The sequence below is a fragment of the Pseudomonas fluorescens genome, from assembly GCF_018614655.1.
Classification (GTDB): domain Bacteria; phylum Pseudomonadota; class Gammaproteobacteria; order Pseudomonadales; family Pseudomonadaceae; genus Aquipseudomonas; species Aquipseudomonas fluorescens_BX.
Map to the genome: position 1 here is coordinate 12,691 of NZ_JAGGOG010000004.1, position 13,812 is coordinate 26,502.

12 protein-coding genes are annotated in these 13,812 nt (G+C 60.4%); 9 read left to right on the forward strand and 3 right to left on the reverse strand.

All coding sequences use genetic code 11. The annotated features are described in order from the left end of the window. Positions 1–69: 69 nt before the first annotated feature. Complete coding sequence (locus J7E41_RS04940) at positions 70–471, reverse strand: GFA family protein (protein ID WP_214990539.1); 402 nt, start codon at positions 469–471, stop codon at positions 70–72. Between the two features lie 265 nt (positions 472–736). Between J7E41_RS04940 and J7E41_RS04945 the strand changes: the two genes are divergently transcribed. The 9 genes from J7E41_RS04945 (at position 737) to J7E41_RS04985 (ending at position 11,011) form a co-directional block, all read left to right on the forward strand. Continuing rightward, positions 737–2,044: a CitMHS family transporter gene (locus tag J7E41_RS04945; RefSeq protein ID WP_214990541.1), complete on the forward strand. Its 1,308-nt coding sequence runs from the start codon at positions 737–739 to the stop codon at positions 2,042–2,044. Positions 2,045–2,107: 63 nt separating this feature from the next. After that, complete coding sequence (locus J7E41_RS04950; protein WP_214990543.1) at positions 2,108–2,875, forward strand: TerC family protein; 768 nt, start codon at positions 2,108–2,110, stop codon at positions 2,873–2,875. 295 nt (positions 2,876–3,170) lie between these two features. Further along, positions 3,171–4,829 carry a Na/Pi cotransporter family protein gene (locus J7E41_RS04955; RefSeq protein ID WP_214990545.1) on the forward strand — a complete coding sequence of 553 codons (1,659 nt, stop codon included), beginning with the start codon at positions 3,171–3,173 and terminating at the stop codon, positions 4,827–4,829. A gap of 68 nt (positions 4,830–4,897) precedes the next feature. Beyond that, positions 4,898–6,280 carry a M16 family metallopeptidase gene (locus J7E41_RS04960; RefSeq protein WP_214990547.1) on the forward strand — a complete coding sequence of 461 codons (1,383 nt, stop codon included), beginning with the start codon at positions 4,898–4,900 and terminating at the stop codon, positions 6,278–6,280. 72 nt (positions 6,281–6,352) lie between these two features. Further along, positions 6,353–7,384: a DUF5924 family protein gene (locus J7E41_RS04965; RefSeq protein ID WP_214990549.1), complete on the forward strand. Its 1,032-nt coding sequence runs from the start codon at positions 6,353–6,355 to the stop codon at positions 7,382–7,384. Between the two features lie 55 nt (positions 7,385–7,439). Further along, positions 7,440–8,588 carry an ABC transporter permease gene (locus J7E41_RS04970; protein WP_214990551.1) on the forward strand — a complete coding sequence of 383 codons (1,149 nt, stop codon included), beginning with the start codon at positions 7,440–7,442 and terminating at the stop codon, positions 8,586–8,588. After that, on the forward strand, positions 8,585–9,388 hold the full coding sequence (locus J7E41_RS04975) for an ABC transporter ATP-binding protein (protein WP_214990553.1): 804 nt from the start codon (positions 8,585–8,587) through the stop codon (positions 9,386–9,388). Before J7E41_RS04970 ends, J7E41_RS04975 begins: the two co-directional genes overlap by 4 nt. A 1-nt stretch (position 9,389) precedes the next feature. Continuing rightward, entirely contained in the window at positions 9,390–10,328 is a 939-nt protein-coding gene (locus J7E41_RS04980) for an MlaD family protein (RefSeq protein WP_214990555.1), read from the forward strand. Beyond that, the gene (locus J7E41_RS04985) at positions 10,325–11,011 is read left to right on the forward strand and encodes an ABC-type transport auxiliary lipoprotein family protein (protein WP_214990557.1); all 687 of its coding nucleotides are present in this window, start codon (positions 10,325–10,327) and stop codon (positions 11,009–11,011) included. Before J7E41_RS04980 ends, J7E41_RS04985 begins: the two co-directional genes overlap by 4 nt. Here the strand turns inward: J7E41_RS04985 and J7E41_RS04990 are convergent. After that, entirely contained in the window at positions 11,008–12,237 is a 1,230-nt protein-coding gene (locus tag J7E41_RS04990; RefSeq protein WP_155586000.1) for a nucleoside recognition domain-containing protein, read from the reverse strand. The two genes, J7E41_RS04985 and J7E41_RS04990, sit on opposite strands and share 4 nt — an antisense overlap. A 103-nt stretch (positions 12,238–12,340) precedes the next feature. Further along, positions 12,341–13,672, reverse strand: a complete 1,332-nt coding sequence (gene gltP, locus J7E41_RS04995) for a glutamate/aspartate:proton symporter GltP (RefSeq protein WP_214990559.1) — start codon at positions 13,670–13,672, stop codon at positions 12,341–12,343. Positions 13,673–13,812 lie beyond the last annotated feature (140 nt).

The following is a 13,812-nucleotide window of genomic DNA, read 5'->3' on the forward strand; positions in this document are numbered from 1 at the left end:
GCTTTCGCGAGCAAGCCCGCTCCCACATTTGACCGTGTACGCTTCAACTTATCGCCCCAACAACACCGTCTACAACGCCTCGCCATGCTCCTCCGGCAACTGCTCATCCAGATGCAACCACGGCAATCGGTTCGCCACCCAAATATGCCGATCTGCCGGTGCCCGCTCAGGATAATCCAGCGTCGCGATAGTCACATCGATGCTCTCCGGGCTCAGTTGTGTCACCAGCGCCAACTGCGCCCCACAATTCGAACAGAAATATCGCGTGCACGTCGCTGAAGAATCGTACTGCGCAGGCTGCCCGGCGACCCAGGTGAACGCTGATCGGGGCAGGGTGATCCAGGTCGTCACCAGCCCGCCACTGACACGCCGGCAAATCGAACAGTGACAATGGGCAATGTCCACCAACGGTCCATCGAACCGGTAACGCACGCTGCCGCAATGGCAGCCACCAGCGTGTTGCTCGCTCATTTTCCACCTCCCAGGCTCATCAATTCGTCAGATTACTCCCCGTCGCCTGTTTGCTCAGCGAAAGCTGGCTGAAAGCTTCCGGGTCTAGGATCGCCTCCCACTACCGGCAACAGACCGGTTGTTAACAACAACAATGGTGATTCCCGATGTCCCCTCGTACCCGCCTGTTCGCCCCGACCCCACCCGTACGCCTCGCGCTTTTCGTTCTGCGCTGACCCCTAACCGGTTCGCCATTCCCTAGCCGCGCTACGCCTGGAGTATTCCTATGCTGACTTTCCTTGGCTTTGCCATGGTCATCACGTTCATGTTCTTGATCATGACCAAGCGCCTGTCCGCGCTAATCGCTCTGATCATTGTTCCAATACTGTTCGCGCTGTTCGGTGGTTTTGCACCGAAGATCGGCCCGATGATGCTCGAAGGCATCACCAAGCTCGCGCCGACTGGCGTGATGCTGATGTTTGCCATCCTCTATTTTGCCTTGATGATCGACTCTGGCCTGTTCGACCCGGCCGTGCGCAAGATCCTCAAGCTGGTCAAGGGCGACCCGCTGAAAGTCTCGGTCGGTACGGCCGTACTGGCACTGGTGGTATCCCTTGACGGTGACGGCGCCACCACCTACATGATCTGCGTGGCCGCCATGCTGCCGCTGTACCAGCGCATCGGCATGAGCCCGCGGATCATGGCCGGCTTGATCATCCTCGCCGGCGGCGTGATGAACATGACCCCTTGGGGTGGCCCGACTGCCCGTGCCGCCAGTGCCTTGCACGTGGACCCGTCGGACATTTTCGTGCCGATGATCCCGGCGATGCTCGCTGGCGTGGTGGCGATCCTGGTGATTGCCTACATGTATGGTAAGCGCGAACGTGCACGCCTCGGTGAACTGCACTTGCAGGGCGATGAAATCGACCACAGCGAAATCAGCGTCTCGCAATATCCGGACGCCCGCCGTCCAAAGCTGATCTGGTTCAACGGCGCCCTGACCTTCGCCCTGATGTGCACCCTGATCGCCGGCCTGTTGCCGTTGCCGGTGCTGTTCATGGTGGCCTTCAGTATTGCGATGATCGTCAACTACCCATGCCTGCAGCAGCAGAAAGACCGCGTCGCCGCCCACGCCGGCAGCGTATTGGCGGTGGTCGGGCTGATCTTCGCCGCCGGTATCTTCACCGGCATCTTGTCGGGCACCGGCATGGTCGACGCCATGTCCAAGAGCTTGCTGGCGGTAATCCCAGAGGCAATGGGTCCTTACCTGGCGGTAATCACTGCGCTCGTCAGCATGCCGTTCACCTTCTTCATGTCCAACGATGCCTTCTACTACGGCGTATTGCCGGTACTGGCCGAAGCCGCCAGCCACTACGGTATTACCGCCGTGGAAATGGCCCGCGCCTCGATCGTTGGGCAACCCGTACACCTGCTGAGCCCGCTGGTGCCTTCGACCTACCTGCTGGTGGCCCTGGCCGGTATCGAATTCGGTGATCACCAACGCTTTACTCTCAAGTGGGCAGTGCTGGTATGCCTGTGCATAATGTTCGCCGCGTTGCTGATGGGGATTTTTCCGCTGTTCAGCACTCTATAATCGTACCGAATCACCGCGCGGCGCTTCAGCTGGCGCGGTTAACACTTGCTCAAAGGAATACACATGGAATGGCTGACCAATCCGGAAATCTGGATTGCCTTCTTCACCCTGACGGCTCTCGAGATCGTCCTGGGCATCGATAACATCATCATGATTTCGATCCTGGTCAGCCGTATGCCCAAGCATATGCAGGCGCGCACCCGGATCTTCGGCCTGGCCCTGGCCATGGTCACGCGAATCCTGTTGCTGCTGTCGATCACCTGGGTCATGCAACTGACCGCCGATCTGTTCGTGGTTCTCGGCCAGGGTATTTCCGGCCGCGACATGATCCTGTTCTTCGGTGGCCTGTTTCTGCTGTGGAAAAGCTCCCAGGAGATGTACCACGCCCTGGAAGGTGAAGACGAAACCCAGGACGAGCCGAAAGGCGCCGGTGGCAAGTTCATCTACACCATCATCCAGATCGCGATCATCGACATCGTGTTTTCCCTGGACTCGGTCATCACCGCCGTCGGCATGGTGTCCCACGTCCCGGTGATGGTGGCCGCGATCGTCGTCGCCGTACTGGTAATGATGCTGGCCGCTGGCACCATCAGCGAATTCATCGACAAACACCCGTCGTTGAAGATGCTGGCGCTGTCGTTCCTGCTGGTGGTGGGTACCGTGCTGATTGCCGAAGCCTTCGACGTTCACGTGCCGAAAGGCTACGTCTACTTCGCCATGGCCTTCTCCCTAGCCGTAGAAGCGGTGAACATCAAGATGCGCACCGCCATCGCGAAAAAGAAGAAACAGCAGGACCCGGTGAAACTGCGCAAGGACATTCCGGGTCAATAAGCTGGGGGCTCCCTGTAGGAGCGAGCTTGCTCGCGAAGGTCGTCAACGATACCGCGTACTGTCTGGTTAAACGCGGTGTCCTGACGCTCTTCGCGAGCAAGCTCGCTCCTACAGAGCCCCTTTTTTTCATCTGCAAAAAGCTGATTTCATGACAGTTTTGTTTCAATCCCATCTTTAGCTATGCGATGCTGGCGCAGAGCCCATTCGCCAACTACAGCTTAAGTACAAGACGTAGCACAGCACGCGGCACTATTACTTGCCCCGATGGGGCACGACTCAATACAGGGGGCCGAGCATGCTGACCCTGCTCAATCTGCTTTCCGCCGTGACCCTGTTGATCTGGGGTACGCACATCGTCCGGACCGGCATCCTGCGGGTTTACGGTTCCAACTTGCGCCAAGTCATCGGGCAGAACATGTCCAAGCGCTGGCTGGCGTTTATCGCCGGCATCCTCGTGACCGCCATGGTGCAAAGCAGTAACGCTACGGCAATGCTGGTGACCTCCTTTGTCGGCCAGGGCCTGATGGGGCTGGTGCCCGCCCTGGCAACCATGCTCGGCGCTGACGTCGGGACCGCGCTGATGGCCCGGGTGCTGACATTGGACCTGTCCTGGCTGTCGCCGCTGCTGATTTTTCTTGGGGTGATTTTCTTCCTGTCCCGCAAACAGACCCGAGCCGGGCAGATGGGCCGAGTCGGTATCGGCCTGGGCCTGATCATCCTCGCGCTGCAATTGATCGTCGAAGCCGCCGGCCCCATTACCCATGCACAGGGCGTTAAAGTCCTGTTCGCTTCATTGACCGGGGATATCTTGCTCGACGCTCTGATCGGCGCCCTGTTCGCAATGATTTCCTACTCCAGCCTGGCCGCCGTCCTGCTGACCGCCACCCTGGCCGGCGCGGGAGTTATCAGCTTGCACGTGGCCATCGGCCTGGTGATCGGTGCCAACATCGGCAGCGGCGTGCTGGCGTTTCTCAGCACCAGCATGCAGAACGCCGCCGGTCGCCAAGTGGCCCTGGGTAGCTTGTTGTACAAGCTGATCGGCTTACTGCTGATCATTCCGGTCCTCGATCCGCTGGTGAAGTGGATGGACAGCCTGGACTACAGCCCCCAAGGCATGGTGATCTCCTTTCACCTGCTCTATAACGTCACCCGCTGCCTGATTCTGTTGCCCACCATCGGTCCGATGGCCCGCCTGTGCGCCTGGCTGCTGCCGGAGCGTGAAGAGGTCAACGGCCTGGCCAAGCCGCGCCACCTGGATCTGACGGCATTGGCCACCCCGAGCCTGGCGCTGGCCAACGCGGCCCGCGAAACCCTGCGCCTGGGGGACCTGATCGACAACATGCTCACCGCAATGCTGGAAGTGCTGCGGGGCAAGCAGACCGCCATCACCCAGGAAATACGCAGCCTGAGCGACGACGTCGAGGCGCTCTACAGCGCCATCAAACTTTACCTCGCGCAAATGCCTCGCGAAGACCTCAGCGAACAGGACAGCCGCCGCTGGGCCGAGATCATCGAACTGTCGATCAACCTGAAACTGGCCGGGGACCTGATCGAGCGCATGTTGCGCAAGGTCCAGCAGCAAAAGACCTCCCAGCGCCGCTCGTTTTCCGAAGTCGGCCTGGAAGAACTGGCGGGCCTTCAAACACAGTTGATCGCCAACCTGCGCCTGGGCCTCTCGGTGTTCCTCAGTGCCGACCCGGAAAGCGCCCGGCAACTGCTGCGGGAAAAGCGCCGGTTCCGCGCCCAGGAGCGGCGCCTGGCTCACGCCCACGTCAGCCGCCTGCAACGCAAAATCGTACAAAGCCTGGAGACCAGTTCCCTGCACCTGGAGCTGATAGCCGACATGAAACGTCTGAACTCGCTGTTCTGCAGCAGTGCCTATGTGGTACTGGAAACCTCCGAGACCGGAGCACTGGGGGCGGACAATATGACCGATATCACCCATTCGCCCTGAACGTCCGGCCGACACAGAAGTCAGTTATAGCTGACGGGAGAAACACACTCTCTGCCAGGGACCTGCTTATGCGTCGCATGCTACTCGCCTGCCTGCTGATGGGATCAGCACACTCCTTTGCCTTCGATCGCCTGCAGGTCGAAGGCTATACGCTGCCCAACGGCCTGCAACTGCTGCTCAAACCGGGCACCGAGCGCGGGCATGTGGCCATTCGCCTGGTGGTGGGTGTGGGCCTGGATGACTTCAGTTGCGAAGACAAAGAGCTGCCGCACCTGCTGGAACACCTGTTGTTCAGCGGTATCGACGGTGGCGGCGAAGGCGCCCTGGAGGAGCGGATGCAAGCCCTGGGCGGAGAATGGAACGCCTACACCAGCAACGCCGACACCACCTTCGTCATCGAAGCCCCCGCACAAAATCAGCGCAAGGTGCTGGACCTGTTGCTGGCGATCCTGACCCGCACCGAACTGACCGATGCGGCAATCACCACCGCCAAGCAAGTCGTCGAGCGCGAAGACGGCGGCCACTATTCACACTTGCAACGCCTGCTGGACCGCCAGGACCTGGGCCACAGCGCCAGTAACCAGCTGGCCGTAGAGCTGGGTCTCAAATGCGCCGAACGTGCCGAGGTCGACCACCTGACCCGCACCCAACTGGAAAAGCTGCGCCAGGATTGGTACGCCCCAAACAACATGACCTTGATCATCGTCGGCGACCTCGACAAGCTGCTGCCGGCCTACCTGGAGCGCACCTACGGCCAACTCGACCCGGTTGACCCCACCGAGCATCGCCCGCTGCCAGAAATCCAACACGCGGCCGCAACGCATCGCGATCTGATCCACGGCTGGGTCGGCGACGGTGCCAAGCTGCACTGGCTGCTCCCCGAGCCGGTACTGGATGACCAGCACGATGAAACCTACGACCTGCTCAAGGACTACCTGGATTGGGCGCTGTATCGCCAGTTGCGGCTCAAGCACAGCTTGTCCTACGGTCCCTGGACCGAGCGAGAAGTGCTGGGCGGCGTGGGTTTCCAGAGCCTCAATGCCGACCTTGACCGGGAAAAACTGCCCGAGGCCGAGCAGGTACTGGAAACACTTAGGGCCCAATTGCTCAAGGACGGCCTCGACCCGGCCACGTTCGCTCGCCTGCAACAGGCTGCCATCGCGCGCCAGGCTTGGGCGGTGCAGGGCAACAGTGCCTTGGCTGACTATTACTGGAGCGCCTCGGGCGACTACGCCGACGGGCACTTCAGCGATCCAGTCAAACGTCTCAAGGCCGTCAGCCTTGAACAAACCAACCAGGCCATGCGCCAGCTCTTCAAGCAGCCCGGGTACTGGCGCATCGAGAAACCCTTGTTCAGTTACGACGCCCTGAGCTGGATCACCGGGGGCGTACTCGGGCTGATTGCGATTGTGTTGCTCGGCATCCGCCGTTATCGCAAAGGAATTGCGTAATGAAGCCCCGACAAAACAGCTAAGGCGTTATTCTGTCTGGGATTTTTTCCTACAACGACTGTGAACCGCCGAATGCCTACCCTGACCCATTACATCCAGCGCATCCTGGAACTGATAAAGCGCTACCCAGGGGTGATTGCGCTCGGCGGTTTTATCTCGGGTGTGGGCAGCTTCATTCTGGTGGATCGCCAACAGGGTATGGCCAGCTGGATCGCGGTCATCATGCTGGTGAGCTGGTTATGGCTGATGCTGGAAAACAGCTTCACCCAGTTGTTCAGTAAAGTCTTCAAACGGGAAATCCCCGAGCCACTGCTGCGTTACGCCACGCAAATGATTCATCAGGAAAGCCTGTTTTTCGTGCTGCCGTTCTTTTTCGTCACCACCACCTGGAACAGTGGCCAATCGGTTTTCACCGGCCTGTTGGGGGCGGCGGCGCTGGTATCGATCATCGACCCGTTGTATTACAAATGGCTGGCACCCAAGCGCTCACTGTTCCTGGCCTTGCACACCCTGACCCTGTTTGCGGCACTGCTCACCGCATTACCGATCATCCTGCACCTGACCACCGCCGAGAGTTACAAGCTGGCGCTCGGTGTGGCGATGGCGTTGTCGATTCCGAGCCTCGCCGTCAGCCTGCCCCTGCGCAGCGTGCGCGGTTGGGCGATGTTGCTGGCCGTGACCGCCGCCATCGGTTGCGCCGGCTGGTTCCTGCGCAGTTGGGTCCCGCCCGCGACCCTGTGGATGACCGAAGTAGCCATCAGCACCCAATTGCAGGACCGCACTCCTGGTGATGATTTGAAAGAAGTCAGCGCCAGCCAGCTGCGCAGCAGCGGCTTGTATGCCTACACCGCTATCAATGCACCGCGCGGCCTGGATGAGCGGATCTACCACGTCTGGAAATTCAACGGCACAGAGGTTGACCGCATCGCCTTGGATATCCACGGTGGGCGCAAGGAAGGCTATCGAGCCTGGACCCACAAGCAGAATTTCCCACCCGACGCAGTAGGGCGCTGGCAAGTTCAGGTGCTGACCGAAGACGGGCAAGTGATCGGCGTGCTGCGCTTCAAGGTGACTGACACGACGACGACAGACGCGCCAAAGTAGGCTGGATCGTGCTATTACGTAGGAACTGTGTAGTAGCCAAACAAGCACGGAGCTTATGACTAGCAGCACAACCGCCGGTAACGCCCATTTGGACACCTCCGCCCACCCTGCGCAGCTCAGGGTTACGGGGGATTGGACTCTGGCCCACTACAGCAACCTGAAAAAACTGTCCGAAATCCTTGATGGCCAATATGACGCCAGCACTCGCATCGACCTGAACGGCCTTGGCGCCCTGGACACTGCTGGCGCTTCGTTGCTGGTGGAATTGCTCGGCCCCGAGCGCCTCGAGCAATCGGCCGAACACACCGACTGCAACCTTTCCATCGCCGATCGTGCGCTGCTCAAAACCGTCTACCGCTCCTTGAACGATTTCTGCGTGCCCGTCAAAGAGCCAGAAGAAGCCGTCGGCATTCAAGTGCTGGCGCGTATCGGCCGGGCAGTGGATACGGTCTGGCAAGACGCGATGAAACTGCTGGGCTTTATCGGCCTGATCCTGGAAACCTTCGCCCGCGGCGTTTTCCGGCCCAAGCGCTGGCGCCTGACGCCGATGGTTGCCCATATCGAACAAACCGGCCTGGACGCTGCGCCCATCGTTGCCTTGCTGACCTTTCTGGTGGGCGCCGTGGTGGCGTTTCTCGGTGCCACGGTGCTGGCCAGTTTCGGCGCAAGCATTTTCACCGTGGACCTGGTGGCGTTCTCTTTCCTGCGGGAATTCGGGGTATTGCTCACTGCGATCCTGATGGCCGGCCGTACCGCCAGCGCCTTCACCGCACAAATCGGCTCGATGAAGGCCAACGAAGAAATCGACGCTATCCGCACCTTGGGCCTCGACCCGATGGAGTTGCTGGTGCTGCCCCGCGTGCTGGCGCTGCTGGTGGCGCTGCCGATGCTGACGTTCCTGGCGATGCTCTCGGGGATTGTCGGCGGTGGCGTGGTCTGCGCCGTGGCCCTGGATATCTCACCGGCGATGTTCCTCTCGCTGCTGCAATCGGACATTGGCGTTCAGCATTTCCTGGTGGGCATGGTCAAAGCGCCGATCTTCGCCTTCCTGATTGCCGCCATTGGTTGCCTGGAAGGCTTCAAGGTCAGCGGCAGTGCCGAGTCGGTGGGTGCCCACACCACCTCCAGCGTGGTGCAGTCGATTTTCGTGGTGATCGTGCTGGATGCGGTCGCCGCCTTGTTCTTCATGGAGATGGGCTGGTGAATCGCGTACATCGTGCGCCTGCCGAGGCGGTGATCGAAGTCCGTGGTCTGTGCAACCGCTTCGGTGCCCAGAGCGTCCACGAAAACCTCGACCTGGATTTATACAAGGGTGAGATCCTGGCCGTGGTCGGTGGGTCCGGCAGCGGCAAGTCGGTGCTGTTGCGCAGCATCATCGGCCTGCGCCGGCCCAGCGAAGGGGAAGTGCGGGTGTTTGGGCAAAATTTGCCCAGCCTTTCGGAACACGAGCGGTCGCTGGTGGAGCGGCGTTTCGGCGTGCTGTTCCAGAAGGGCGCACTGTTTTCCTCGCTGACGGTCACGGAAAACGTCGCGTTGCCACTGATCGAACATGCCGGCCTCAGCCGTCCCGACGCCGAACACCTGGCGGCGGTGAAGCTGGCCTTGGCCGGCCTGCCACTGTCAGCCGCCGACAAGTACCCGGCCTCGCTCTCCGGCGGAATGATCAAGCGTGCGGCCCTGGCGCGGGCACTGGCACTGGACCCGGACATCCTGTTCCTTGATGAGCCGACCGCCGGCCTCGACCCCATTGGCGCGGCGCAATTCGATCAATTGATCCTGACCCTGCGCGATGCGTTGGGCCTGAGTGTGTTCCTGGTCACCCATGACCTCGACACGCTGTACACCATCACCGACCGAGTGGCGGTGCTGGCGCAGAAAAAAGTCTTGGTGGCCGACGCCATCGATGTCGTCTCGGAAACGGACGACCCCTGGATTCACGAATACTTCCATGGCCCACGCGGCCGCGCGGCATTGGATGCCGCTAAACAGCTCAACGAGGTATGACATGGAAACCCGAGCCCATCATGTGATGATCGGCCTGTTCAGCGTACTGGTGGTGGTCGGCGCGATGCTGTTCGGCCTGTGGCTGGCCAAGTCCAGCGTCGACAGCGCCTTCCAGGATTACGAAGTGATCTTCAACGAAGCGGTCAGCGGTCTGTCCCAGGGCAGCGCCGTGCAGTACAGCGGGATCAAGGTCGGTGACGTCACCAGCCTGCGCCTGGACCCCAAGGATCCACGCCGGGTACTGGCACGCATCCGCCTGGCCGGGCAGACGCCGATCAAGGAAGACACCCAGGCCAAGCTGGCACTGACCGGCATCACCGGTACCTCGATCATCCAGCTCAGCGGCGGTACGCCACAAAGCCCGGAACTCCAGGGCAAGGACGGCGAGCTGCCGCAAATCATCGCCTCGCCGTCGCCGATTGCGCGCCTGTTGAATAACAGCAACGACCTGATGACCAGCATCAACCTGCTGTTGCACAACGCCAACCGCATGTTCTCCCGGGACAACGTCGACCGGCTCAGCAAGACCCTGGACAACCTGCAACAAACCACCGGGGCGATTGCCGATCAGCGTGGCGATATCAAGGTCGTCATGCAGCAATTGACGCAAGTCAGCAAGCAGGCGAGCGCCACACTGGAGCAGACCACCGCCCTGATGCGCAACGCCAACGGCCTGCTCAACGAGCAGGGCAAGCAAGTGTTTGGCAGCGCCGAACAGGCCATGCAGTCCCTGGAACAAAGCACCGCGACCATCAATGCCTTGCTGACCGACAACAAGGACTCCCTGAACAGCGGCATGCAGGGCCTCAACGAACTGGCCCCGGCCGTGCGCGAGCTGCGCGATACCCTGGGTTCGCTGCGGGCCATTTCCCGCCGCCTGGAAGCCAACCCCAGCGGTTATCTGCTGGGCAGCGACAAGAACAAGGAGTTCACGCCATGAAGCGTGCTTACCGCGTCATCGTCCCTGTAGCCCTGGCCTTGGTCAGCGCTTGCTCGATCTTGCCCAAGGCCGACCCGTCGGACGTCTACCGGTTGCCTTCGGCCCAGGTCGCCACCCATGGCACACCTGTGTCCTGGTCGCTGCGCCTGGCCAAGCCACAGACCAGCGAATTCCTCGACAGCCCACGCATTGCCGTGGTGCCTCAGGGTGACTTGATCAGCAGTTATGCAAATTCGCGCTGGAGCGATCCGGCGCCGGTGCTGTTGCGTAATCGTCTACTGGATGGGTTCCAGCGGGATGGGCGGGTGACGCTGCTCAGCACCGATGACACCAATCTGCAAGCCGACTTTGAGTTAGGCGGGCAGTTGCAGGCATTCCAGAGTGAGTACCGGGGCGGGGCGGTCGAGGTGGTGATTCGCTTGGACGCGCGGCTGGTGCGAGCCGGTGATCAGCGGATTATTGCCAGCCGGCGGTTTGAAGTGCGCCAGCCGGTAAGTGATACCAAAGTCCCGGCGGTGGTTGCAGGGTTTGGTCAGGCTGGGGATGCGCTGAACAAGCAGGTGGTGGCTTGGGTGGTGGGACAAGGCAATATACAGCGCCCAAACGCTGAGGGCCCTTTCGCGAGCAAGTGGGAGCGGCGGTGCGACGATTCGACTTGCTCGCGAAAGCAATTGAAGCCTTAACCGAAGAACCAGTAGCACACCGCGATAGCGGCAACCACACCAGCAAACTCCGCCAACAACGCACACCCCACCGCGTGCCTCGCCCGCTGAATGCCCACCGACCCAAAGTACACCGCCAACACATAGAACGTGGTCTCGGTACTGCCCTGAATCGTCGCTGCCACCAGCGCCGGGAAGCTGTCAACGCCCTGGGTCTGCATGGTCTCAATCAACATCGCCCGCGCCGCACTGCCCGAGAACGGCTTGACCATCGCCGTCGGCAACGCATCGACAAAGCGGGTGTCCATACCGGTCCAGGCCACCACATGGCGAATCCCTTCCAGGCCGAAGTCCAGCGCGCCGGAGGCCCGTAATACGCCTACCGCACAGAGCATCGCCACCAGATAAGGCAACAGGTTCTTGGCAACGTCGAAGCCTTCTTTGGCACCTTCGACGAATGCCTCGTAGACCTTCACCTTGCGCAGCGCACCGATCACCAGAAACAACATGATCAGGCCAAACAGCGTCAGGTTACCGAGGATCGATGACAGGCCAGCCAGGGCTGTGGCGGACAGCGTCGCCAGCAACGCCATGAAACCGCCCAGCACCAATGCCCCCGGAATCAGATAGGCCAGCACCACCGGATCCCACAGCCGCAGGCGCTGCATGACGGCCACCGATAACAGGCCCACCAAAGTCGAAGCGCTGGTGGCCAGCAGGATCGGCAAGAACACCAGCGTCGGGTCGGCCGCGCCTTGCTGGGCGCGGTACATGAAGATGGTCACCGGCAGCAGGGTCAGGGAGGACGCGTTAAGCACCAGGAATAGGATTTGCGCGTTGCTGGCGGTATTGGGGATGGGGTTGAGCTCTTGCAGCGCCTTCATGGCCTTGAGGCCGATAGGCGTCGCGGCGTTGTCCAGGCCCAGGCCGTTGGCGGCAAAGTTCAGGGTGATCAAGCCGATGGCCGGGTGGCCGGCGGGTACTTCCGGCATCAGGCGCCGAAACAACGGCCCCAGGGCCTTGGCCAGCCAGTCGACGATCCCGGCTTTCTCGGCGATGCGCAGAAAGCCCAGCCACAAGGTCAGGGTGCCGAACAGCAGCACCATTACTTCTACCGACAACTTGGCCATGGCGAAAATGCTTTCCACCATCGCCGCAAAGATCCCGGCGTTACCGCCAATCAACCATTGCGCCAGTGCTGACACCATTGCCACGACAAAGAAGCCAAGCCACAGGCCATTGAGCATCAGTTAAATCCCCCGAAAGATGGGGCGAATGATAGCGGGGCTGACAGAAACGACAAACCCCGGATTTCCCGGGGTTTGTTCAGGTCAGGCAGACATCGCGTTATTAGCCGCGAGTAGCCTCGCCAGCTGGCAGGACTTGTTTGGTGCGCCAGTGTGGCAGGGAGTTCCAGTAGCGCTCGCCCTTGGCATCGTCGTACATGCCTTCCCAGCGAGAGATAACCAGCACCGCCAGGGCGTTGCCGATCACGTTCAGTGCGGTACGGGCCATGTCCATGATGCGGTCGACACCGGCGATGAATGCCAGGCCTTCCAACGGAATACCCACGCTGCCCAAGGTGGCCAGCAGCACCACGAACGACACACCCGGAACACCGGCGATGCCTTTGGAGGTGACCATCAGGGTCAGCACCAGCATCAGTTGCTGGCCAATCGATAGATCGATGCCATACAGCTGCGCAATAAAGATCGCGGCGATGCTCTGGTACAAGGTCGAACCGTCGAGGTTGAACGAGTAGCCGGTGGGTACCACGAAGCTGCAGATAGCCTTCGGCGCGCCGTAGGCTTCCATCTTCTCGATCACGCGCGGCAACACGGTTTCGGAACTGGCGGTGGAGTAAGCCAGGACCAACTCATCCTTGAAGATGCGCATCACCTTGATGATCGAGAAGCCAAACAGGCGAGCGATCAATCCCAGAACCACAAAGGCGAAGAACAGGATGGCGACGTAAACCAGGATCACCAACTTGGCCAGCGGCAGCAAGGAGGCGAAGCCGAAGTTGGCAACGGTCACCGCGATCAGCGCGAATACACCGATAGGGGCGTACTTCATGATCATGTGGGTGACTTTGAACATGCTTTCGGACACGCCCTGGAACATCGTGACCAGAGGCTCGCGCAGCTCTGGCTTGAGGCTCGACAAGCCAAGGCCGAACAGCACGGAGAAGAAGATGATCGGCAGCATTTCGCCACGAGCAACGGCGGCAAAGATGTTCGACGGAATCAGGTTGAGGATGGTCTCAATGAACGCATGCTCATGCTGAACCTCAGCGGCAGTCGCCTGGTACTTGGAGATATCGACGGTACCCAACGTACTCATGTCGATACCGGCACCAGGGTGGAACAGGTTGGCCAACAACAAACCGACCACAATGGCGATAGTGGTGACGACTTCGAAGTAAAGAATGGTTTTTACACCGATCCGACCGAGCTTTTTCGCATCACCAACACCTGCGATTCCGACAATCAGCGACGAAATCACGATCGGGATAACGATCATCTTGATCAGGCGGATAAAGATATCGCCAGCAGGCTGCAAGACGTTGCTGATCCACCAGGCCTTTTCGGCACTGAAATGGTTAAGCACCGCACCGATTGCAATCCCCAGCACCAGACCGATGAGGATCTGCCAGGCGAGGCTTAGCTTTGCCTTCTTCATGTCATTACCCTTACTTCAAGTGGACTCAGGCAGATGCGCCAGCTGGAACGCTCGAGAGCGAAAAAGTGTGTGCATCGGCCCCCGTAGAAGGTCACCGCAAGTCAACCGACATGGCTCACTGGCAGGCGAAAAAGGCGCAA